Source organism: Methanosarcina horonobensis HB-1 = JCM 15518 (assembly GCF_000970285.1).
GTDB classification, from domain to species: domain Archaea; phylum Halobacteriota; class Methanosarcinia; order Methanosarcinales; family Methanosarcinaceae; genus Methanosarcina; species Methanosarcina horonobensis.
On the sequence record NZ_CP009516.1, the window covers coordinates 2,712,335 to 2,736,667 of the forward strand.

Genomic DNA, 24,333 nt, shown 5'->3' on the forward strand with positions numbered 1-24,333 from the left:
ATTTTGTTTAACTTATTTGTTGTTTAACTCAAAAATACAAATTATTTATATCCATTTATTTGAATAATTATCTCGAATTTTTTTTGTATCTATTTGTGTAAAATAAGTGGTTATCAAAAGTAACCTTTCAAAAGATTTCCTGTGCAGATTGTTTTGTTATTTATCACTTGATTTTATTTCAATAATAATGTAAGGGCACAAGAGAAGGAGTAATTTTCTTTAGGCAAATTTTAGTATATGTCCCAAAAAATAGCAGTTAAAGTAAATATAAATAGCATGTTTATTGAAAATAAGTAAAAATTAATATATAAGTTTAATCTTTGAATAAATATATGAATTCTAACCTAGAAACTTTAAAAAGAATAAAAAATAAAATTTGTGTTCTTCACTATTCTTCTTCTGACATGAAAAAGCATCCAGTGAAAATATCTGCCATCACATTATCAGAATATGGTAATGATGAAGCTATAACTTATTCAAGAGCATCTAAAACAGAAGAAGAAATTCTCTCTGCTTTTTTTAAATACGTTGAAGATAATCCAGACAAAATTTATGTTGGTTGGAATTTAAAGAACATTTCGTATGGAACACAGGTTCTTGAAAGAAGATATAAGGAGTTACTAGGAAAAGAACCTCCGATAATTAAGAACGTTTTTGACTTAGATGGAATTATAGAAGAAAGATACGGCAAAAAATACATTGGGCATGAGCCTCAAGGGAAATTGTACAACTTGTTAAGTTTAAATAATGTATCTTGTATTTATTTTTTACAAGGAAAAACTGAGGCTGAATTATACGAAAAAAATGACTTTCGGGAAATAGAAATGTCAAATTCCTGCAAAGTTTTAGGAATAAAAAAAATATTAGAGTTAATATTTGACAATAAACTTAAAACAAACGCAAGTTTATTATGGAAAATAAATTACAAAATTGATAACAGTCAGTTTTTAAAATTCGTAGGATTTTTCTTTGCAGTTGCAGGTTTTTTTATTAGTTTTTTTGGATTAATACTAACCCTATATGCAATGTATAAATAAGCTTCTTACCTTTATTTTCATTGTACAACTTAAGGTTAATTTTTTTGATTTTTTTGTTTTTAACAAATTTCAGTCAAAAGACGGGTTTTCATGATAAAGCGGTTCCAGTTAATATTAATGCTTACTTTATATTTTTTAATAAATTTAAGTTTAATTTTTTAATTTTCTATCAAATTTATGCATCACCGCCTTTTTCCTAAAATGCCTTAAATCTAAATAGATATTGTTATTATAACCTGATTTATATAACATTCAAAATTTTTGTACTTTATTTTAAGGATAATGTATAAGTATTATTTTTCAAAATTTTCTCCTTAAAATAAAAGTTTTTTAATAAATAACCTAGATTTTAGGATGTTATTATAATCTCTTACATTTTTTGAAGATATTCTAAATGCTTTTTAATTCATATATTTTTTAAAAACGTCCTTATTCTTGGATTCAAACTATTTAGGAATGTTTTTAAAGAAAAAAATTAAACTTTAGAGCTGTATGTGGAGAGAGGATTTAAAACAACATATTAAACCTATAATTCTCGAAGTTATTATAGGAATTTTTCTAATATTAGTCTCTGTTTTTGTAATTGAGTCATATAACGATAACCTAGAAACAAAACAGGAAATTGATTATCGTTTTGATCAAGCAAATCTTTTTTCCAATACCAAACAACTTGAAAAAGCAATTGAACAATATAACGATATTCTTAAAATATCATATAAAAAATTTCCTTCCGATTATGCAAGGGCTCAAAGTAATCTTGGGCATATATATCAGGATTTAGCTGAGGTTAGAGATAAGGAAAATAATGCTCAAAATGCTATTAACGCATATCAAAAAGCTCTAGAAGTATATACAGTTGAGAAATGTCCTTATAACTATGCACATACTCAAAATCGTCTTGGGAATGCATATAGATGTTTGGCTGAGGTTAGGGATCAAGAAGCAAATGCTCAGAATGCTGTTGATGCATACCAAAAAGCTCTAGAAATATACACGTTAGATAATTATCCACTTGACTACGCCATGGTACAAAATAATCTTGGAAATGCATATATACGTTTAGCTGAAGTCAGAGATAGGAGCAGTAATGTACAAAATGCTATTGATTCCTTTCAAAAAGCTCTAGAAATATACACGTTAGATAATTATCCACTTGACTATGCCATGGTTCAAAGTAATCTTGGAAATGCATATCTGTACTCAGCTGAGGTTAGAGACAAGGAAAAAAATGCTCAAAATGCTATTAATGCATACCAAAAAGCTCTAGAAGTATATACAGTTGAGCAATATCCAGTTGATTATGCGGGGTCTCAAAGCAATCTCGGATATGCATATTCTATTTTGGCTGAGGTTAGAGACAAGGAAAAAAATGCTCAAAAAGCTATTAATGCATACCAAAAAGCTCTAGAAATATATACAGTTGAGAAATTTCCAATTGATTATGCCATGGTTCAAAATCATCTTGGGAATGCATTCGGGTGTTTGGCTGAAGTAAGGGATTATGAGAATAATTCTCTAAATGCTATTAATGCTTTTCAAAAAGCTCTAGAAATATATACTTTAGATAATTATCCACTTGACTATGCCATGGTTCAAAGTAATCTTGGCGACGAATATAGGTGTTTGGCTGAGGTTAGAGATCAAGAATCAAATGCTCAAAATGCTATTTATACTTGTCAAAAAGCTCTAGAAGTATATACAATTGATAAATATCCACTTGACTTTGCAAATACTCAAAATCATCTTGGAAATGCATATAGATGTTTAGCTGAGGTTAGAGATACGGAAAATAATGCTCAAAATGCTATTAATGCATACCAAAAAGCTCTAGAAATCTTTACAATTGAGGAATATCCACTTGACTATGCACATATTCAACATAATCTTGGGAATGCATATAGATGTTTAGCTGAGGTTAGAGACAAGGAAACAAACGGTCAAAAAGCTATTAATGCATACCAAAAAGCTCTAGAAATCTTTACAATTGAGGAATATCCACTTGACTATGCAGAAACTCAAAAGGATCTTGAAACAGCAAAAGGATTTTTTCTTTAAAGATAATTAAGACGTTAGGTATGTTGATTGTTATTTTTTATTTAAGAGTAAAAATATATTATATTTTTCATTTTTTGGCGTTGAAATTTAACTTTTTGTTTTTTTATTTTTCTTATATATTTTATATCGCTTTTACTAATTCCTTTTTTATATTTTTTCGGGTGTTATTGTTAAAGCTTTCTGTTTAATTTCTTCCATATTAACAAAAGTCTGTGACTTGATTATATTCAAAAGGCTGATCTTCAATATTATTAGCTTCCTTTCCAATGTAGATCAGCCCAACAACCCAAACCTGTTTTCTCCCTAAGACTCCAATATCATCCTAGAATGTGTGCTTAAAATTTTGGGTGAGTAAAAACAAAATTAAAACAATAAAACTGCTATAAATTAAAGTATTTTTAGGTTTAAGTGTTCTTCTAACCTTCTTTTATGGTTGTAATAATTAGTTATAAGTTCTGTGGTTTTACATGACGAAAAATAGCTGGGTTTATAAAAGAACACCTTAAGTACTGAGGAAAATATTTTACCGTTTTGGGTTAGATCTAATGATCTCATGGCTTGAGTGCATATTCAAGGTCTTTAAGTTGCTTTTCTATTAGACTTGGAGTTAACTCAAATGTAGGAGGAGGGCGCACTTCAATTTCAAATTGGCTACCTTTGAAATGTTGAATATTGGGTGATGATAAAATAAAAAGTAATATTAGAGTTAGAAACGTTAACTGGGTTGTATTTTCTTTCCAATCGATTGCAGAAAAAAAACTACTCGCGAAAAGCTCGCCAATTTGAGCTGGTAATAAAAGTCCAATTAAAGAAAGTGTAAGTATTATAAATGTAACCCCCTTGAAGAAACGGTTTGTTGGAGAGTACAACCACCATTTCCAAATTGAAGGTCTTATTTTACTATTCCAAATATTATCTAGAGTATCACTAGCCAATTTCTCTATTTTCTTATCTGGAGTTAAACTTTTGCATTTCTTAAGATAATCAATTGCTGTAAAGTAATCATTAATTTTGTAGTAAAAGCATCCTAGAAAATAATAGTTATAAGCTGTAATTGTTGACCTTTCCAATTTGGTTAATAGTGGGTTTATCTTTTCTACCAACTTTACCGTTGATTTCTCGCTCATATCAAAGTAAATTGCAATTTTCTTTATAAGTTTTAGTAAATATATGCCCAAAATTTTTAATCTGCGAGGAACTATCTTTATGTTTGTACTATATTTTTGAGAATAGTAGATATCTACCTTTTCAAGTTCTCTTATGATTGCAAGTATCATATCTTGGTATTTTTTTTCATCCGATGCAAGTTCTGATTCTGCCATTAAATATTTTGCATAAGAATGCCACAGAAGGTATCTTGGGTTTCTTAAATTAACAGAAATAGCTTTTTTAAAATACTCCATTGAAGTGGCATAATCATGTTCTTCAATTTTGATCTTGCCCTTTATACACAAAGAGGCATCATTTTTTTTATCTATTAACAGGGCATTTTCTGCATATTTGGAAGCATTTATTAGATCTCCAAACATCAAATAATATTCAGCTAAAATATAAGATATTTCAGCATCTTGAGGGCTAAGATTTAAGGCTTGTTCTAATACTTGCAAACATTCAGTGTATTCTTTGGCAAAATAAAGGGCTACACCTTTACTTATCCATGCACGAGTATTTTTCGGGGAAAAGGCTATTACTTCATCATATGCTTTTAATGCACGACTGTAAATTCCTAAATAAGTCAGTAAATTGCCTTTGTTAATCCACGCATCCACATTTTCTGGATCAATTTCTATTGCTTTCTTATATGCTTCTAAAGACTTTTCGTATTCTCTCCAGGTCCACAAAATCCAAGCTTTATTAATCCAATCATTTACTTTTTTCGGCTCAATTGTTATTATCTTTTCACGGGCTTCCGAATAACCCTTATACTCTCCCCCCATACTTAATAAAATACGTTCTTTATTGATCCATGCATCTATATTTTCAGGTTCAATTTCGTTTACCTTTCTATATGCTTCCAATGCTTCTTTACATCTTTTAAGATTTTTTAGAATATTTCCTCTTTTAAGCCACAGATCTGCATTTTTGGGTTCAATTGATATTGCTTTATCAAAAGCTTCAAGAGCATCTTCATATCTTTTAAGATAATATAGAGCATTCCCTTTTTTAGACCATACATCTTCATTTTCTGGGTCAATTTCTATCGCTTTATTAAAATCTTCAAGAGCTTTATTATACTCCTTGAGATGAATTAAAACGTGACCTTTATTGACCCATGCTTTTGCATTTTCAGGCTCAATCTTTGTTACCTTTTCAACAGCTTCTAGTGCCTCATTGTATCTTTCAAGGTTATCTAAAATGGCCCCTTTGTTAACCCATGCTTTAGAATTTTCTGGCTCAATTCTTATTGCCTTTTCGTATGCCTCTAAAGCCTCTTCACACCTTCTAAGATAAATTAGAACAATTCCTCTCTGAAGCCAATTATCTACAATTTCGGGGTTTATTTCTATTGACTTATCAATGACTTCTAGAGCCTCTTCGTATCTTTTAAGATCAATAAGAGCACTTCCTTTATTTGTCAAAGGTACCAAATTATCTGGGTCAATTTTTATTGCTTTTTCATACGCCTCAAGAGCCTCTTCATACTTTTTCAGCTCAAAAAGAACATATCCTTTATTGATCCATACATCTACATTTTCTGGGTCTATTTCTATTGCTTTGCTAAAAGCTTTTAGAGCCTCTTCACGCCTTCTAAGAAATATTAGAACAGTTCCTCTCTTAAACCAAGCACCTGCATTTTCAGGTTCAATTAATATTACTTTGTCAAAAGCTTCCAAAGCTTCTTTATATCTTTCAAGGTAAATCAGCGCATATCCTTTATTGAACCAAGCTTTTGCATTTTCTGGCTCAATCAATAGTAACTCGTCAAAAGCTTCCAGTGCTTCTTTATACCTCTTAAGTTCGTTGAGGATATTCCCTTTATTAAACCATGCATCTACATTTTCAGGTTCAATTTCTATTACCTTTATGTATGCAGTTAGGGACTCATCAAACTTTTTGATATGGCTGAGAACAGATCCTTTATAAATCCATGCATTTATATTTTCAGGTTCAGTTTCGATTACCTTTCCATATGCTTCCAGAGATTCCTTATATCTTTTAAGATAAAATAAAACATTTCCTCTATGTATCCGTGCATCTGCATTTTCCGGATCTATTTCTATTGCTTTGTCAAAAGCTTCTAGAGCCTCTTTATATCTTTTAAATTCATATAGAAAATTTCCTTTATAAAGCCAAACAGTTACATTTTCTGAATCTATTTTTGTTGCTTCATCAAAAACTTCAAAAGCCTCATTATATCTTTTTAGAGTACTTAAAATAATCCCTTTCTGTAGATGCAAGTTTACATTTCTTGGTTCAATTTCTGTTTGCTTTTCAATTACGTTAAGAAATTCTTCAAACTTTTTAAGAGAGAGTAGAATTTTCCCTTTACTAGCCAATATTTCTTTATTTTCAGGATCAATTTCTATCGCTTTGTCAAATGCTTCCAGAGCTTTTTCGTATCTTCGAAGGTCTTCTAGAATACACCCTTTATTGATCCATGTTCGTACATTTTCAGGGTCAATTTTTATTGCCTCTTCATACGCTTCAAGAGCTTCTTCATACCTTTTGAGATAAAAAAGAACATACCCTTTATTGTTCCATATATCTACATTTTCTGGGTCTATTTCTATTGCTTTGCTAAAAGCTTTTAAAGCCTCTTCTAATCTTTTAAGGTATATTAGAACAATCCCTTTTTTGAACCATATCTCCGAATTTTTAGGCTCAATTAATAGTGCTTTTTCAATTGCTTCAAGAGATTCTCTATACTCCATCTGAAGTAACAATATATCTGCTCTATTAATCCATGTAGTTACGGTTTCTGGTTCATCATAGTCCATATAACTATTTTAGTTAAAATTAATAGATATCAAACTTTCGAAATTTAGTTTTTAGCTCGTGATAAACATCAGATGATTAAAACTAAACTCTATATAATTTTTAATTATAGATAGTTAACATTTTATGGGAAAAAGAAAACTTATTCCTTGAATTTTCTCTTTTTTACGTTATATTGTCTAAAATATAATATATAGTCGAATTTGGAAGAGAACTAACAAGATATAAATATCGTTGTTTAACTTCAATGTTGTTTAACTCAAAATTAGGAAATTCTTGGTTTTAACGCTTATTCCATTTACAAACTGTTCTTTTTGATTACAAGAATTCATGAATAACTTGTCTTGAATTTTTTGGAAAAACAATTCTTTAAAAAATGTTAAAAAGCTTTGAAAAAAAACATTTATTTTTCGCTAACTCCCTTAACTTTAGAACTTAAAACTTTTAAACCTTAACCTGCCCCCCAGAAACTAAGTTTTCCCAAGCTTTAACTCTCTCTAAAACATGGCTGTTGAGCGTGAAAGGCTTATCATTTTTGGCATTTTGCTTCATGTAATGTAAAGTTCCTTTGGAAAAACCTAGTTTTTTCCAATCAACATAAGAAATGTTAAGGATTTTTTGCCTTATTTCTTGAGAATCAACCCTAAAAACCCCAAACTCAGGATTAACAAATTCAAGTCTTTTGGTTTTTCCTGTTAAATAATGGCTTAACTCCCTGGTTTTTAAAAGTAAAACAGACCCCCAGGTTGTTTGTTTATTATCATAACTCACAGTTTTGTTTAACATATTAGAAAACTCATTAACTATTTTTTTGGCCCCAGAGCTTCTTAATTTTAAATTATAACTGTCAGTTATAATAAAATCTTTCTTATCCATCGTGTTATTTTCTATTAGGTTGATAACAGCCAGATCCACAAGGAATCTAAAAGGCTCCTGAAGGTCATAGGCTAAACTGTTCTTGCTAGGGTTCATTTCGTGTAAAAACCCTACATGAGGATCTAACCCGACTGAATTAATGGCTCTCAAGCATTCAGCTTCAAGCAAAGCATAGCCATAATTAAGCATGGTGTTTACCATATCTCCTGAACCCATAGGCCTTCTATACTGATCTATTCTTGAACAGAACTCATACTTTTCTGGGATTGCTTTTGAAAACTCATTCCAGTATCTCCAGGCCAAACCCCCTTCAACTCCCATAATTTCTTTAACGGCCTTGACTCTTTCTAATTTTTTGAGTTCATCTGATACATCAAAATTAATTTCGGGATATCTTAATTTAAGATAATCAAGGACTGCCTGAGATTTTTTAAATTTGGCTTCGATGAACTTTTTTGCGATCTCAACCCTTTTTTCCTGATCTTCAAAAGCATGGTACTGAGCGAATTTTGTTTTCACATTGGTACTTTCAGGAGGAAGCATTGTTGTCAAAAGCTTACCATCCCAATTAAGAATGGAAATCTGAACATTGTGCTTAATCAGCCATCGAATAGCATCTAAGGTAAGATTTCCTTTTCTGCCATAAATGATAATACTATCAATGTCTATCCTTTTTGGAAAGAAAACATATTCTTTAGGCTCTTCACATGTTGAGGACCTGCCTTCTTTAATGTAAAGCTTACCCCCATCAACACGCATATCTATGCCATACCCATCCAATAACAGAAGTTTCATTTTTAACCCCCCATGTCTTTGTATTGGGCCAAAAAATTTAAGCATTTTTACTTTATTTTTTATCCCAATATTTTTTGAGCCCACCCATATTTGGTTTTTCGCCTGTCTCGCAAGGTCCAGACTTAAAAAGTTCATCCATTTCTTTTTGTGTTTCAGGTACCTCCTCGGCCCAGTCTCTAAGGTCAGCAAGAATATCTGCGGTTTCTGTGTCTCCTTCTCTTCTCAGACTATTTTCCAAGTTAAATAATTTTATTTTTGATTTTTTAATGACCTTAGCTGTAGTCCAATCAAAATAGTCATTTTTAAATTCTGATAAATTACCTACTTCACAATCTTTAATCAACTGTTCAATAACAGCATTATCATCATAATCTCCAAGAAGCCGGATAGCGTAAGTTCTTATCATTGTATGTTTTTTATGTCCTTCAGGATATCTTTCTAATACTTTCTTTAATTTTTCCACCAAATCCTCTTTATTTTGTGGTTTAATTTCCTTTTTCGTAATATATTCATGAAGAATACGCAAAAAACCTTCAACTAATTCAGCATCTTCAGTATCTAATTTCGATGCCAAAGCATCAAGTTGATTTGGAAGCAAAATATATCTTTTGCAACGGTTTATTTCACGTAAAATCATTTTTTTATCAAGATCATCCCCTTTAATGTGACTATCAATTATCTTATCTAATTCGCCATCCCTCTCGATAGTTTCTTTTAGAACAAGGTATTTGGCTCGGCCATCTTTTTTCTGTCCATCTGTGATCTTTATCCCATACTTTTTGAGTTGCTTTTCTGTTAAAGCGGCAATTATACCGTCTTTTTTTAACTTTTGAATTCTTCTCTGAATTGTTCTCTTACCTTTCTTGTTCTCTTCATTCACCTTGAAATCTATTTCCTTACTCTCACTTTTCTTAGAATCTTCTTTTACGATTCCGTTATTCTCGGCGTTTGTATCTTCATTAAACTTTTTATCTTCTTTACTCTCACGCTTCTTTGGGCCCTCTCTTGCAAAATTGGCAATAATCTCTATAGACTGCACATAGGGCCTTCCCCTCATGAAATTTACAATTTGAGTGTCAGTATCTGCGTCATTTTCGTTCATTATTTGCCTTCTATATAAATGAATGATGTCATAATTGATGTATAATTAGATGACATCGTATATATAACATTTTACCTTTTTAGTAGTTGATGACTAAGAAAAAAACCAAACACAGAATTGTGATAACAATTCCTCCTTACCTTAAGAGGAAACTTGCACAGAAAGCAGAAGAATTCGGTTGCTCTCAAGCTGAAGTCCTGAGAACTTCTTTTATCAGGCTCCTGGAGGCTGATAAATGAGTCGGCCAAGGTTCTCCAAAGACCATAGAACATACGGTGGATGGAAGAAAGCACAGCCCAGAGATTCAAAGTATGCTAAGGAAATCATCCGAAAACATGAGTATTTTCCTGACAGAAGCCTGAGTCAGCTTAGAAAAGCCAGGATAGAAGATTATGAATTAAGCAAACGTGCTTGGGACAGTCTTTCAGATCAGGAGAAGACAGATAGGCTACTATCTCTCGAAGTTTTAAGGGGACTGCGAAAAGGAGAAAACCTTTCTTCTGTACTTGAAAAAATGGGCTTAAGAACAGAATTTGCACTCAAACATCTTGGAAAGAACCTGTACAAATCAGGAGGAACTTGGAAGGTTACAAAAACAGATTCAATTCAGGCAGAAATGAGGATCTATTCCACTGAAGGCCTGATAAGTATTGTAACGGCTAATTCAAAGGATAGATCCTTACTCGCTCAATATCCTAACAGGGTAACTAGAGCGTTAAAAAACAATGATCCTTCAATACTTGACAAATTCAAAGATTTAAAAATCATTGATGCTAACGGCAAAGAACATAGGTTTGAAACAGATCTCCAGGCCCTTTATGAGATCATGGAAGCTCAAGAAGAGCCCGAATTTCAGGAACTTTATGTACACTAAATAGGTGAAAACATGAGTAAAGAAATTTATCAAAAATGTGTAAGAGAAGATATAAGGAATGGAATATCGGTTCCTCGTTGTGTAATGTGTGGAGAAGAAGATCAAGTTGTATTAGAGAAACATCACAATTTTACAAGAAATGCTTCCGAAGAGATAGTATTACTCTGTAAAAACTGTCATGCCAAAATCACCAACGAACAAAACAAAGTAAGCCCTAAATCCAGGTCAACAGATGCTTCATATCTTGAAAAGATTGCTTATCAGCTAGTTACCATTGGAGCCATGTTAAGGGATACTGGAAAACAGTTAATCAAAATTGGCCACGAGTTGATACATTATGTCCAAAATTGTAGTTCGAAGCTTTACTAAAAAAGTTAAAAAGCCTAAGGGACCTAAAATTTATGGACCTCTAAAACATTCAAGAATAATGGCCTTTGACACTGAAACTGTACCAGACGAAAAACAAAATCTTAAAATTGGGTCCTTTAAGATTTCGCAGGATGGCTATTATTACAAGGGCTTATTTTATGATCCTTCTGCTTTGAATGAAAGGGAAATAAGCATTATAGAAAAATACGCTAGGGAGCACGATATAGATCTTTATCTCAGGGATGAGTTTGTAGACAATGTATTCTATCCAGAAGTATTCTCGAACCATACTCTCTGTATAGGATTTAACTTACCTTTTGACCTTAGCAGGATAGCAAAAAGATCAGGAGATTCAAGAGGAAGAAATAGGGGAGGATTTACCCTCTCCCTTTCAGATAACCCTTTCAATCCATCCATAAAAATCAAAAAGCTTGGAGAAGCCTACAGCTTCAGTTTTTCAAGAACCAAGCAGAACAAAGGAGAGAATTATTTCAAAGGGTACTTCCTCGATGTTCAAAATTTTGCTGAAGTTCTCCTTAAAGAAGATCGGATTTCTCTGGAAGAAGCTGCAAAGAGGCTTAACACTCCTACACAGAAGATGAAAGGGGTTGAGCATGGAAAAGTCACTGAAAAATACATTGAGTACAACATTATAGACGTTCAAGTTACTTGTGAAGTATATGAGGCACTTGTTAAGGAGCTTGAGGTTTATCAGATTGACATACCTCCAACGGAAATCTATAGCTCTGCTTCCATTGGAAAACATGCTCTTGAGCAGTTAGGAGTAAAACCATTCCGGGAAATTAACCCAGACTTTCCGGAGCAAGTTATTGGACATATAATGACCTCTTATATTGGGGGAAGAACTGAATGTAAGATCAGAAAAGTACCAACAAAGGTTACAGTTCTTGATTTTACAAGCATGTATCCTACAGTTATAATGTTAATGGGAATCTGGAAATATATCACAGCTGAAAGTTTGGAGATCCAGGAGGTTACAGACGAAACCATAGAGCTCCTTTCAAACCTGAAACTTTCAGACCTACAGAATCAGGATATATGGAAAAAACTTGTAGTCATGGTTAAAATTCAACCAGATGAAGATATTTTGCCTGTTAGGAGGGACTACAAAGAGGATAATTCAGTGTATAACGTAGGAGTGAATTATCTAACTTCCAGTTATGAAATGTGGTATTCGTTGCCTGATATTGTAGGGTCCTATCTTTTGACTGGTAAGGTTCCCAAGATCATAGAAGCTGTGAAATTTGTTCCTGAAGGAGTACAGAAGGAATTAAGGAAATCCAAGATTCTTGGAACTGATATTGATCCAAAAAAAGATAATGCTGTCCAGATCCTTGTAGAAGAAAGGCAGAAGATTAAGGAGAAATTAAAGAGTATAGATAAAAATCACCCTGAGTATCAGCATTTATCGAGCAGAGCCCAGGCTATGAAGATCCTTGTAAATGCTCTAGGCTATGGCATCTTCATTGAGCTTAATCCCGAAGATCAAAAAAGTGATCTTGAGGTTTATGGGCTTAAGAAATTTGTTACTAAGGAAAACAGATATGAAGAGCCAGGGAAGTATTTTCATCCTCTTCTCGGAGCTATGATAACTTCAGGAGCCAGGCTTTTCTTAACAATGGCTGAAGCCAGATTAAAAGAGCTTGGAACTATTCACGCTTACATGGATACTGATTCGGTGTTCGTGCCTCCTGAAAAAGCTCAAAAGATTGTGGATTTCTTTCAGCCACTTAACCCATATAGTGTCAATATTCCATTACTTAAGCCTGAAAAAGAAAATCTCTGGTTTTATGGGATCTCTTCTAAAAGATATGCTCTGTACTATTATGAGAATGAGAAAATTAGCTTTATGGAAAAAAGATCTTACATGCTTCATGGGCTTGGACATTTAACAAACCCTTTCCATAAAGTAGTTAAGGATTGGCATGGTGAAATCTGGCAAGATATACTTAAACTGCATTATGGTCAAACAACTGAAGATGACATTGAAGAGAAGTATTCTAGCTTTTCTGCAATCTCTCAGCTTACAGTTACCACTTCCAATGTATTGAGAAAATTCAAGAAACTGAATAAGGGAAAGCCCTGGAAAGAGCAGATTAAGCCTTTTAACTTCTGCCTTGTAGGCACTCACGCATTTGAAGAAAATGGTAAGGTCGTCAAGCCTTTAGCCCCTTTCACTAAAAATTCTCAGAAGATAGTACATGAACCATTTATTGATTATGAAACAGGAAAAATCAAACAAGGTTCCCAGTATTTTAAGGCTCTAAGTAGAACCATCTTACAGTATATTGAGCATCCAGAAAGCAAATTTGATGGTGATATTGGAGTTTTAGAGAGAAAACACATTCAGGCTACTGGTCTGATCTACATTGGAAAGGAAGCCAATAATATTGAGGATCAACCTTTGGATGTAACTAAGCCACAGGTTTTCAACAATATGGAAGAGGTTAAGGAGGCAATTCTACCAATAACCCCTGAAGAAGCCAGAAAGAAAGGAGTTAAGCATAGGAGTACATTGAAGAGGGTGAAAGATAGGATTAAGAAAAAGGGAACTATAAATTTGAAAACAAAAGCGGTAAAGAAACTTCTGAATGCTAAATAAATTAGTTAATATCCGGATTTAAAAACAAAACAAATTAAATTAGAGAAATCAGGTACAATATGCGAAGGGTAATATAATCCCTTCAAATTTTTATCAAATAGCAAATTCTATCTAAACTATGCCAAAAGTTATAAGCCTATCACTATTTAAACCGATAGAATTAATGGAGTAATTCAATAAAATGTCTATACAAGATGTGGCTAGAGAGCAAATAGAAACCACCAAAAAGGTTTATCTTCTAAGTCCTGAACGTATGTTTTCCGAATATAACGGTGAAAAAGAAAATGTAAAAAATTATAATGGACGCCAGTTACTTGAAATGATTCAAAATGCAGAAGATGCGGCCATTGAAGCAAAAGGAGAGAAGAAGGTACTAATTAAACTTCAAGAAAACCAACTAACCATAGCAAATACAGGTTATCCTTTTTCAAATGACGGCTTGATTTCCATTTTCCATAGTCATCTTAGTCCAAAACAGGCACAAAAAGATCAAATTGGGAATAAAGGTTTAGGGTTTAGGTCTATTTTAAGTTGGGCGAATAAAGTAACCATTAAAAGCCACGATTTATGTGTAGCATTTTCGAAGGAGTACAGCAAAAAAGTTTTAGATGACTTGTTAAGAAATCCTGAGTTTGCAAATAAATGTAATAAATTTAATGAGCGAACTAAGGAAGCACCAATTCCTACTTTAGCTTGTCCGGAAGTAATTACAGCTGACACCAACAAATATGTAGCCTATTCAGAATTTGACACCATCATCCAAATAGATTTGAAAGAAACAGCTCTAAAAGAAGTAAATCAACAAATTGAAAAAGATATAGATGGAGAAGTATTGATATTTCTGAATCATCTTGAAAGAATAGAATTGAATATTAACGGCGCTATCACAATATATGATAAAAAGATTTTTGGTTCGTTGGTTAGACTTACAACAATAAAAAACAGCGACACACCAATTATACGGTTTTGGAATATTAACACACAAAGTGGCAAGTTTGAAGACTTAGATAGAGATTACCAATTAAGTGTAGCGTGGAAAGATGAACTGGATGATAAAAAGGATATTGTTTACTCTTACTTCCGAACTAAAGTCCCATTTCATTTTTCAGGCATATTACACGGCACATTTGACTTAAATGCTGATCGTAATGACATTATCACTGATGAAGAAGGGTACAATCAAAGATTAATAGATTTAATACCCGATTTAATAGCAGATACGGCTGAAAAAATCGCAAAAAAAGAAACACAAGTAAATTATAAGGCAAGAAGTTTTACGATTTTCGAAAATAATGCTTTACCAAAAATTATACAGGAATCAGGCTTTGAAAATAAACTCAAAGATGCACTATATACTAAAGAAATATTTCCAACCATTTCCAATAAGTATATTTCATTAAAGGATAAGCCTGTATATTTCGAGTACGGCCATGACGTTTTCGCAAAACTCCTCCCAAAAGATGTTTTTCCAAACATACTAGTATTCTGCAACGAAGAAAAAATTAGGAAATACTTGCCTAAATTTAAAAATGATACCCATGCCTTTCAATCATTATGCAGTGCAATATCTGCAAAAAGAAAAGAGTATTCAATGGAAGAAAATGCTTTATTAATTAAGGTATTTACTGAACTTTTTGATACAGTTAAAGACAGTGATTCATGCTTATTTTTTGATTCGGAGTTTAATCCATTACCATTTAATAATAATATTTTCTTACCTCCTAAAGGAAATGAATATGTGTTGCCACCAGAGATTGGCATTCAAATAATTCATCCTGAGCTTGCCAAAAAATTGGAAAAGGCGTTAGTAGCTAATAGTTATGAATCGTTATCATCTAAACTCTATAAGTTTCAAATAAAAACATTTGATTTCACTACAACTGTTAAGCTATTGATAAGTCATTACTATTCCAAAAATCCCAATAAAGCGGAAATTGAAGACATAAAAAAACTAAACCAAATCATTTTTAGGTTATATCAAAGAGAAAAGTCACAATCAACAAATTGGCAAGGACCAGTAGTTCCGTTAATTAATAAAAATAATAAAATTGAACTTGCTAACAAGCTGTATTTTGGAAAAGAATATGGAAATATCACGACAGAAGCAATTTATAATTACAATAAAAGTAAGTTAGTTAATTCGCCAAAAGGATATGGGATTGATGAGAGTGACTTCAAAACATGGAATTTTTATTTGAAATGGCTTGGAGTTGCTGAGTTTCCACGAAAAATACAAGTAGAAGGTACAGAAGAATTTGCTGAATATGCCATGAAGCATTATAATTTTAAAGACCCAATAGACGGTCAATACTTTAAGGATTTTAGTGAATTTAAAAATAATCTAACCTTATATTCTGAAATAAAGGTCACTAGTGTTGATGACTTAGATTTAATTTTAATAAATAACAGTAGCGAAAATATACTTTCATGGTTAAATTCAGACAGTGAATTATTGAGACAGATTGACAAAGATGAAGAGAGTCCGACAAGTAAAATTTCCTTCTTTTTATACAGAAAGATAAACATTAGGATCCTCCAAGGGCTTAAATTTAGAAATTTCTTAAAATGGAAACTGTCAAATACTGCCTGGTTAAACACAAAAAGTGGAGTTAAACAATCTCCTCGCTTATGCACTACATCGGCTACTATAGCAGATGAACTTAGCCCATTCATTGAAAAACCTAATGTTGATTTTGATGCTACAATCTTTAGAGGCAATAAGATCAGACGTGACAAAATAGATTATCTGTTGAACTTGGTAGGAGTCAATAAAACTATCTCTTCATTCTCAACAAATACACTTTACTCAATTTTATTAAAACTTCCTGAAAATGATCCAGAAGGAAAAAAAGCAAAGTCTTTCTATCGGGAGTTATCGGCAAATTATGAAGAGAAGAATTTGGATACCACCGATGATGAGTATAAAAATTTTTTATCAAGAGGTCTGGTCTTTTGTAAAAAGGAAGGAAAAAATAGTTACGAAAAAGCAAGTAATGTATTTTACGTAAATAACAAAAGGTACGGCGAAAGTATTACAAAACAATTCTTCACCCTTGAAGCTGATCGCAGAAGAGGGATAAGAAAGATTGAAAAAATCTTTGGTGTGAAGCCGCTTAAAGGTTTAGAATTAAATTTAACTGGTCAACCAAACTTTCACAACTTGAATAGCAGATTTGAACAGGAAATTGAAGCATTTAAGCCTTATGTGTATATTTATAGGCAACATTTAGATAGTACAAGAAGAGAAAAAAATCTTATAAAAGATGTGAAGTTTAAATTAGTAAACACATTAAATATCTCATTAGAGCTAGAAAATAAAAGTTTGGAGATTAAGTTATCAGATTATGAATATTTTTACCAACATGACACTAATACTTTTTTTATAAAAACTCCCATATATTTGGATACAGAAAAGGAACTAAAAAATGATATAAACTTTTGCTCTGCTATAGCTGAAGCATTTTCAGCCTTGATTGATGTAGATGCACAAAGACAGCAAATAAGAGAGCTGTTTTCAAACTCCTCAACTAACAGGGATGACATTATCCGTGAAGAATTTGATGACAGGCATCTTGAAAAACTAATATCAGCTAAAGATAAGCTAGGCATAACAAATGATACAAAATGGAATTTTTGGAAGTCTTTTGTAAAATGCTTCCCTTCTAAAAAAATTAATCTATCATGTGACGCTGACGAAATTTTGTTAGAAGAGTTAAAACGCCTTTTCCCCGACAATAGCGAACAAATAATTATAGCAATGGATAAGATTAACTATGATAACTATAACGAAGAAAAATCGTTACGTTTAATAATCGAACTATTGAAAAAAACCGGTTTATCCATTGATGATTTTAATGAATATGTTTATCCTTCGATTGATATTTCTGAAATATATGAGCTCGATTTTAAAAGGATAAAAGATAGCAAGAAAAAAGAATTTAAGCAAGTTTTTTATTCAAGTTTTATAGACTCTGAAAAAGACAAAATGGAATTTTTAGACGGAATAAATAAATACGATTCAATTAAAGGGTACTCTAGAAACACAATTGATTATAATGTTGAAGAAGACCTAGTTTCAAGAGTGAAAGATCTATTTCAGCTCGATTTGCTTAATGTAAAATCTGATTTAGATATCGAATCTATATATTTTAACAATAAAACTAAATACGAAAAAAGAGTTGAGGAAGAGCAAATTTCTAAAGAGCTTGGTAGTCGCTTTCTCTATGAAAATTCAAATTTAGAAAGCTTACTATATTTTAAAGACGAAATCGAGAACCTGATAATACGTCTTAAAGAATGGACTCCAGTATCTAGCAGTACTAGTTCATCTAAGAGCAATAATGGATTGGAAAAAAATAATAGTTTAATAATTGGTGATACTACCTTTCTTTATAACGATTATTGTGAGTTATCTCATCAATTAAAAACTGGTTTCGACAATGGCAATTTTCAAATAAATCTCTCAAAAGTTGAGATTAAAAAAGCTGATATTTCTGATCGAAAAAATGGAAAAGGCAATTATTTAATGAATTATTCCAAAACCACCAAAAAGCAAAAAGAAGGCCTAGGTTTTTTGGGTGAATTCTTGGTCTATAATTACCTCCGCAAAACAATAAGCATTAAGGAAAATGTCAAATGGGTTTCCGAGTATGCAAAAGTAGCCGAAATAAATTTGGATGGAAAAGATGGTAAAGGATATGATATTGAATATATACCAGATGGTGAAGAATACCCAAAATATGTAGAGGTCAAAGTAGTAGGAAAGGACAACGCTTTTCATATTACTTCAACTGAAATTATAGAAGGGGAGAAACTGGGAGGACGTTATGAAATATTTATGGTTAGAAACATAACCGATCATGAAAATATTTCGATTGAAGTTATTCAAGGCCCATTTGATTATAAAGGTCAAGAAAGCTTTAATGATAATAAACTATTCACGGTACTAAATGACAGCTTTATATTGAAATTTGAAAAAACAGATGAAAATAACAAGAAAATCTTATCATCTTCATTTAAGTAAATTTATATGTAATTTTAAAATTTAGCATTATACTAGAATAAACACTTAGAAAATTGTGCTGTAAGTTTATTACAAATACATACTAAAAGTTTAACTTATTTTTAGTCAGATTGTATAACGATTTATCATGTTACTTTACCAAAACGTAATATTACTTTTTTATAGTCTATAAAAAAATTAATTTTTCATTAAAATACCATAACAAAAAAAATGCTTTTTGGTTGAGGCTACTTTAGGATAGAATTGGTTGTGCGTTATTTATACAAAATAGCGTTGCTTTTTTTCCTTATATCTATAACCCCGCATCTGTTTCTAAAATCCTGTTTCTTTATAGATAACATCAAGTCAATACTCCTTTAGTGAGTAATTCCAAAACCAGATTTTTTAATTAGTGGTTTTGTATACTGCAGTGCATTAGATCACGTTTATCAGCTATGAACGAAATAGTATGACAATATTTAACCAAATTCTTTTAGTATGTAATAGGAAAAATTTTAGTGTTATGTTATTTCCTCAATATTCACAAAAATCAATGTCATTTGGCTTTTGTATCCAAAAAAATTACAGACTTTGCATCATAAAATATAGTATCTTTATGTGCTAAATTACCAGAAAAGGTTGAGTTTATTAAATGACTAATATTAACTCTTTCATGAGGTCATTTTAATCTGATTAGTTCAAATGCAAAAAAATGCGTTTTATCCAGTACCACCCGTAACAATAAACTCAAGATATAATCAGGAAGACTAGTGAATAGTTAGACTAATCAGATAATTTGGCAACAGACGGGAGTAACCAAGTGGTTAACGGTGTGCGACTCAAAATCTTATTGCGCAGGCGTTAAGGGATTAGAATTCCTTCTCCCGCACCAAAACATAATAATCTTTTCTATTACTGTCTATTCTGCTTTTTGCTCAATATCTCATATCCTATTTGGGTATATTCTAGCCAAATTCTGATCAATTTCTGTATTAATTACTTCATATGTTTGAGGCCTCAATTTTAATTTCTTATGAATTCAAAGATTCTAAATTGAAACTAAGTTTTGAAGACTGAGAACAGAAGAACCAAGGACAAATATATATGGATTTTCAGATATTTTCACATTAAATTACTCTCTAGAGATTCCTCATTATAAAAAAATATTGATTTTTGTTTTAAAGTGGATACATTTCCAAAATTTCTAAATACCAGTTGATCAAACCTCAATCGGTAAGTTCTCCCTTATAACCCACTTCTTCAAATGCCGCAGCTCAGAAGAAACATAAAAAGCTGAAAAATAACTAAGTTTTTTCACCATACTTATTGTAATAAATATTTATTGGTAGCTATATCTTATTTTAAGAAAGTTATAAGTTAAAGTTGAATAAATTAAGCTTTAAAACTCTTTCTTTTCTGTTCAATTTTGTTATATAAATTAGCTAATTTATTTTCATCACTCTTTTTTAATATTAACAAGTTCATAGGTTGTATGTGAATTTATAGGAGTCTCCCGATAGAGCTTTTCTAATCCAATTTCTTCATACAGATCAGAATAATCTGTTTTTACTATTTCCTTTGTGTCGTATTCTGATTTGACTAAAAATCCACCTTTTAGGTCTACCCAACTCTCCCCCAATGTATTTCCAGTTGTGTTTACATAAATAGTTTTATTTAAGGCCATTGTTGCCGTATTTAATGTGAAATTTGTATCACTTTTGATACCGATACAATCAAAATATTTTGCATCGAGATAAATTGTTTTTAGACCTAAACATTCGTACTTAGTCACATAAGTCAAATTATAATTAGTTGATCCTTCATCTGATGTATAATTACCAAATTTATCAAGAGCTGTTATCCAAGTATCATCTTTTTTAATTTCTTTCTCAGGGTATGTCAATGTGTTTGGTAACTCTGAATGTATTATTGGTATCGTCGAGTTTTTAGAGCTTAATTCCATAGAACTTCCATGAGATGTCATGTTTATATAATAGGAATCTTCAGTTTTATTTCCATTTATCGTGGCAGTTGATATTGCTTGAATAGTGATATGGTTTTTTCCAACATCTGAAACTAAAATGTCTATGTTTTCTGAGATTGTATTTTTTGGCTTTTCGATTGAAGATACGCTTTTGTAGTTGAATTTGTCACCTTTCTCAAAGTTATATGTTAGATTATAACTAGTTTGTGGGCTTTTTTGAGTATTAACAGTGTAAGCAGCTCCCACTAACGATATTAGAATTACTACTGCGAGTACAAAGATTTTTAAGTTCATAAACATCACATCGATATCATAGATTTTAAATGCTTAATATAATCTAATGTAAAAACTATAAGCACTGCAAGACCCAATACCGCAAAATACTGGTTTTGTATGAGAATTGCCTGCACAAAAACTGCTAAAACAATACATAAACCAGCCGCAAATCGTAGTATAGGCAGATCTTTTTTTGCACGCATTTTGATAGACGAAAATAATGCTGCAAAGCTCATCAATATGATAGCAGTAGAGTAATTGCTTTTATATATAAGAAAGTCTAATATACCAAATGACATCAGTAAAAAAGAAAGAATGAGGCAAATATTACCCCATTTTTTCATATTAACCCTCGTATTTTGTACATTATCAACTTTTGGCATAGATTTCACCCATTATCTGCAAATATTGTTATACGAGTTACAAGCGGTAGAATATCCTGCTGCACAGGCACAATCATAGCAAGGGCATAAAGCTATAGTTGCTGCAGCTACTATGCAGGCTACGCAAGTGGCTCCCATAGTAAGAACTCCCGAGCTTACACAAACTCCAGTACAACCAATGCCACCGCCTACAATTATTGCAAGACATTCAGCACATGACCAAGCTCCTGTCACTACTAATGTCTCGTCAGTCTTCGTATTGTAGGCATAACTTATCTCTTTAGTCTCGTAATTAGATGATTCAAATTGAAGTGTAACAACCTGAATATCAGTTACAGACCCATCTTTTAATGTTACAGGTAAAGTATACGCTTCGATGTTTTTTTGCTTAAATCCTTCTTTTTCCAATTCTTCTCTATATTTTTTGACTTGGTCATTTTCTTGAGCTGTCTTAATCAGTTTATCCTTATCTTCGTTTGTTAGTTCTACAGGCTTCCCAACACTTGAGTCATTCCCACAACTTGTTCCTGGTGGGCACGCTAACACAGGCATAGTCAATACCATACCTATAATAAGAGTTGTCATGACAAGCCCGCTTATTCTTTTAGCTTTGCTATTTAATGTCACCTAGTATCACCTCTAATTCGTTTAAGAGGCAAGAAGCAAATATTTAAATAATTTTTAGATTATATGTTTCTTGCCTCTTGGCATGTGGAGTTTAAACTTAGTTTTGGTTTCAGAAGAGATTGTTTAACTCCACAGATAAATTTAACACCACATCATATAAAACTTTCTTATGTTTGGCTTAAATGAACTGTTCAAGAGTTTTTCCAAACTCATGACTATTCTCCAATCTTTAAACATCGAGAAGTTTGCCAATAAAATTATATAGTTGATTTTACCTTAACAGGTTTAACTAGTGGATGCTTTTTTCCTAAAAAAGAAATATGTTCTACAGTCAATTTAAAGCATTATCCAGAAACCAAGTAATATAAGCACAAATCCGCTGATTTTCTTCAGATACACTTTATATGAACGGATCTGTTTGGACAAAGTATAGCCCCCTATCATGCCAATCCCAATAAAAGGCGTCAATACACCTCCGCTGAAAGCAAGCAATAGAGCCAGATCATTAACCGTCCCGTTTGTAATAGTCTTGTTGAGCAGCACAAGGAGCATTGGAGCAGTGCAGGGAACTTTTACAAACGAAAACAATATCCCAAGAAAGAAAACTCCACTCAGAGTGCCTGCATACTTCCTGGCAGAACTCTGAAAATAATTATCCAGAACTAGAGGAGATTTTAAGACCCCCAGAAGGTTTAAGCCAATGAGAATTACAACGATGCCTGTAACAAAAGAAAAGCTTTCCAAATCGGGAATTGACTTTCGGAATGAAAGCAGACATAAGCCCAATAATAAGTAAGAACCCACCAGCCCTAATCCAAACACTGTTGAACGTACCATTCCACTTTTCGCACTATTGCTCGTCCCTGCAGTAAAGCTTAAAAGAAATCCAAGTATGGCCATCAGGCAGGGTGAAAAACCTGCAAAAAGTCCGAGAGAATAGGCAAATGGCAAATTCAGGTTTGTGTTTATATACTCGATTTCCTGTTCTTTTCTCGTTACCTCTTCTGTAGTATATTCAGTAATATTTTCCTCTTCCACAAGATATTCATCAATTAAAGTTTTTAACTTTTCTTCAGTAATTTCTTCTTTGGGAATTTTTGTTTCATTGTTTATCACAATAGCCGGGACTTCAAGAAAACCATATTTATTCCATTGATTAAAACCATCAGCAGTACTAGTTTCGGTTTCTGATATAACAATAGTATTATTATATTGAGCTTCTATTCGATCGACAATTGGATCGGTTATCTCGCAATCATGGCAACCTTTTTGATGAAAGTATTGGATTGAGATAGGTTCTGCGCAGGCTATTGGTATAGAAAAGATAACTAGCCAAGAAATGCACATAATACATATTATATCAGGTACAGCCTTCATAATAATCTCCCTAAGTTATACTTTTTACCCCTGACCACTTATTTTGACAATCTAGGTGCCTCAACTGTCTCACTTTTTTGCAATAAACCAAAATCCAAAAAATCTACTTATAATATAAACTAAATATTTCTATATGCCAACAGCATTCTGCCAACAGCGTCTAAAACATTAAACAGTTTCCGAATAGATTCCTAAGTTTATTTTCTCTTTACCTTTAAATGTAGTTTTAATTTTTTCAAAAATTAAGTATTCTCTTCAAATTCTAGGGTGATTTTTTCAACCTGAAAAATATGCAACGTTTTGTAATACCGCTAGAACGTTGAACACGTCGTACAAGACTGTTTTTAGACTTAATCGAATCTTAAATTTTCAGCAAATATGTGAAATTTACTTCTACCATACAAGTTGAGGTAGTGGTTGCGAGTAATTGAAAAACATATACATAAACACTCTCTGTATTTTTCATAACAATGGATATACTTGATTTTTTCTGAATTTATCAATAACTCAAGTACATCCAACAATTTGAAGAGGATATAAATTTAACAATTACTTAGCCACTTAATTAATAAACAAAATACTATTACTTGTCTTAATTTATTGAGATGTTCGTCCTTATATAAATAAGTTTCATTAATTAATATAATTTAGTCTCTTGTTTGTATTTGATTTCTTTAAGGTCTTCAAGGTATTTTACACAACATAAGTAGTTTTCAGTTTACATTTTCATCATTCTTTAAATGATCATTTATTTTTCTTCTGCGTTTTCAAAGTCTACAATAAATTTCCCAGTTTTTAGATCAATGACCCATAAAACCTTAGTTTTTCCTTTTGTAACATCAATCCCCCTAAGAAATAATAAATTCCTTGGAACAGTTGTTACAAAGGAATTTGAATTACCTCTTTTAGAGAGTGAGGTTTTTATTTTCATTTTATTTTTCTGTGTTTCTCTCCTATACTTTTTTACGGGAAATTTATAATTTCATGTTAAACACTACTAATTATTTTTTACTTAAA

General features: G+C 31.9%; 15 protein-coding genes. 7 read left to right on the forward strand and 8 right to left on the reverse strand.

The genetic code is table 11. The features are described from left to right. The first annotated feature begins 332 nt into the window (after positions 1-332). Both MSHOH_RS11995 and MSHOH_RS12000 read left to right on the forward strand, forming a co-directional pair. Positions 333-1,037: a hypothetical protein gene (locus tag MSHOH_RS11995; RefSeq protein ID WP_158024142.1), complete on the forward strand. Its 705-nt coding sequence runs from the start codon at positions 333-335 to the stop codon at positions 1,035-1,037. Between the two features lie 492 nt (positions 1,038-1,529). Next, a complete protein-coding gene (locus MSHOH_RS12000; RefSeq protein ID WP_052730838.1) occupies positions 1,530-3,092 on the forward strand; it encodes a tetratricopeptide repeat protein in 1,563 nt (520 codons plus the stop codon). Positions 3,093-3,643: 551 nt separating this feature from the next. On the opposite strand, the gene MSHOH_RS12005 is transcribed toward MSHOH_RS12000, so the two are convergent. From MSHOH_RS12005 to MSHOH_RS12015, 3 genes are all read right to left on the reverse strand, one after another. After that, entirely contained in the window at positions 3,644-7,030 is a 3,387-nt protein-coding gene (locus tag MSHOH_RS12005; RefSeq protein ID WP_048139924.1) for a tetratricopeptide repeat protein, read from the reverse strand. 442 nt (positions 7,031-7,472) lie between these two features. Beyond that, positions 7,473-8,699: a CRISPR-associated endonuclease Cas1 gene (gene cas1 / locus MSHOH_RS12010; RefSeq protein WP_048143427.1), complete on the reverse strand. Its 1,227-nt coding sequence runs from the start codon at positions 8,697-8,699 to the stop codon at positions 7,473-7,475. 52 nt (positions 8,700-8,751) lie between these two features. Beyond that, the gene (locus MSHOH_RS12015) at positions 8,752-9,801 is read right to left on the reverse strand and encodes a hypothetical protein (RefSeq protein WP_048139925.1); all 1,050 of its coding nucleotides are present in this window, start codon (positions 9,799-9,801) and stop codon (positions 8,752-8,754) included. An 89-nt stretch (positions 9,802-9,890) separates the two neighbouring features. Between MSHOH_RS12015 and MSHOH_RS24675 the strand changes: the two genes are divergently transcribed. The 5 genes from MSHOH_RS24675 to MSHOH_RS12035 all read left to right on the forward strand — a co-directional run bounded on the left by MSHOH_RS24675 (position 9,891) and on the right by MSHOH_RS12035 (position 18,690). Continuing rightward, on the forward strand, positions 9,891-10,040 hold the full coding sequence (locus tag MSHOH_RS24675; protein WP_204245310.1) for a hypothetical protein: 150 nt from the start codon (positions 9,891-9,893) through the stop codon (positions 10,038-10,040). Beyond that, positions 10,037-10,675 carry a hypothetical protein gene (locus tag MSHOH_RS12020; RefSeq protein ID WP_048139927.1) on the forward strand — a complete coding sequence of 213 codons (639 nt, stop codon included), beginning with the start codon at positions 10,037-10,039 and terminating at the stop codon, positions 10,673-10,675. The genes MSHOH_RS24675 and MSHOH_RS12020 overlap by 4 nt, the downstream gene beginning before the upstream one ends. Before the next feature lie 12 nt (positions 10,676-10,687). Next, positions 10,688-11,044 carry a hypothetical protein gene (locus MSHOH_RS12025; protein WP_048139929.1) on the forward strand — a complete coding sequence of 119 codons (357 nt, stop codon included), beginning with the start codon at positions 10,688-10,690 and terminating at the stop codon, positions 11,042-11,044. Beyond that, positions 11,013-13,667: a DNA polymerase gene (locus MSHOH_RS12030; RefSeq protein WP_048139930.1), complete on the forward strand. Its 2,655-nt coding sequence runs from the start codon at positions 11,013-11,015 to the stop codon at positions 13,665-13,667. Before MSHOH_RS12025 ends, MSHOH_RS12030 begins: the two co-directional genes overlap by 32 nt. A 181-nt stretch (positions 13,668-13,848) precedes the next feature. Continuing rightward, complete coding sequence (locus tag MSHOH_RS12035) at positions 13,849-18,690, forward strand: DUF3883 domain-containing protein (protein ID WP_048139932.1); 4,842 nt, start codon at positions 13,849-13,851, stop codon at positions 18,688-18,690. 1,435 nt (positions 18,691-20,125) lie between these two features. Here the strand turns inward: MSHOH_RS12035 and MSHOH_RS12040 are convergent. The 5 genes from MSHOH_RS12040 to MSHOH_RS12060 form a co-directional block, all read right to left on the reverse strand. Then, the gene (locus MSHOH_RS12040) at positions 20,126-20,947 is read right to left on the reverse strand and encodes a hypothetical protein (protein WP_158024143.1); all 822 of its coding nucleotides are present in this window, start codon (positions 20,945-20,947) and stop codon (positions 20,126-20,128) included. A 5-nt stretch (positions 20,948-20,952) separates the two neighbouring features. Then, positions 20,953-21,312 carry a hypothetical protein gene (locus MSHOH_RS12045; protein WP_048139935.1) on the reverse strand — a complete coding sequence of 120 codons (360 nt, stop codon included), beginning with the start codon at positions 21,310-21,312 and terminating at the stop codon, positions 20,953-20,955. 12 nt (positions 21,313-21,324) lie between these two features. Further along, positions 21,325-21,939: a hypothetical protein gene (locus MSHOH_RS12050; RefSeq protein ID WP_052730840.1), complete on the reverse strand. Its 615-nt coding sequence runs from the start codon at positions 21,937-21,939 to the stop codon at positions 21,325-21,327. A gap of 336 nt (positions 21,940-22,275) precedes the next feature. Then, positions 22,276-23,316, reverse strand: a complete 1,041-nt coding sequence (locus tag MSHOH_RS12055; RefSeq protein ID WP_048139937.1) for a cytochrome c biogenesis CcdA family protein — start codon at positions 23,314-23,316, stop codon at positions 22,276-22,278. 748 nt (positions 23,317-24,064) lie between these two features. After that, entirely contained in the window at positions 24,065-24,247 is a 183-nt protein-coding gene (locus MSHOH_RS12060; protein ID WP_048139939.1) for a hypothetical protein, read from the reverse strand. Positions 24,248-24,333 lie beyond the last annotated feature (86 nt).

Excerpts from the sequence above, each read along its gene's own strand:
- MSHOH_RS11995 (WP_158024142.1), top strand. The coding sequence starts at position 333 with ATGAATTCTAACCTAGAAACTTTAAAAAGAATAAAAAATAAAATTTGT.
- cas1 (WP_048143427.1), bottom strand. The coding sequence starts at position 8,699 with ATGAAACTTCTGTTATTGGATGGGTATGGCATAGATATGCGTGTTGAT.
- MSHOH_RS12025 (WP_048139929.1), top strand. The coding sequence starts at position 10,688 with ATGAGTAAAGAAATTTATCAAAAATGTGTAAGAGAAGATATAAGGAAT.
- MSHOH_RS12035 (WP_048139932.1), top strand. The coding sequence starts at position 13,849 with ATGTCTATACAAGATGTGGCTAGAGAGCAAATAGAAACCACCAAAAAG.
- MSHOH_RS12045 (WP_048139935.1), bottom strand. The coding sequence starts at position 21,312 with ATGCCAAAAGTTGATAATGTACAAAATACGAGGGTTAATATGAAAAAA.
- MSHOH_RS12015 (WP_048139925.1), bottom strand. The coding sequence starts at position 9,801 with ATGAACGAAAATGACGCAGATACTGACACTCAAATTGTAAATTTCATG.
- MSHOH_RS12030 (WP_048139930.1), top strand. The coding sequence starts at position 11,013 with ATGTCCAAAATTGTAGTTCGAAGCTTTACTAAAAAAGTTAAAAAGCCT.
- MSHOH_RS12005 (WP_048139924.1), bottom strand. The coding sequence starts at position 7,030 with ATGGACTATGATGAACCAGAAACCGTAACTACATGGATTAATAGAGCA.
- MSHOH_RS12000 (WP_052730838.1), top strand. The coding sequence starts at position 1,530 with ATGTGGAGAGAGGATTTAAAACAACATATTAAACCTATAATTCTCGAA.
- MSHOH_RS24675 (WP_204245310.1), top strand. The coding sequence starts at position 9,891 with ATGACTAAGAAAAAAACCAAACACAGAATTGTGATAACAATTCCTCCT.
- MSHOH_RS12055 (WP_048139937.1), bottom strand. The coding sequence starts at position 23,316 with ATGAAGGCTGTACCTGATATAATATGTATTATGTGCATTTCTTGGCTA.
- MSHOH_RS12060 (WP_048139939.1), bottom strand. The coding sequence starts at position 24,247 with ATGAAAATAAAAACCTCACTCTCTAAAAGAGGTAATTCAAATTCCTTT.
- MSHOH_RS12040 (WP_158024143.1), bottom strand. The coding sequence starts at position 20,947 with ATGAACTTAAAAATCTTTGTACTCGCAGTAGTAATTCTAATATCGTTA.
- MSHOH_RS12020 (WP_048139927.1), top strand. The coding sequence starts at position 10,037 with ATGAGTCGGCCAAGGTTCTCCAAAGACCATAGAACATACGGTGGATGG.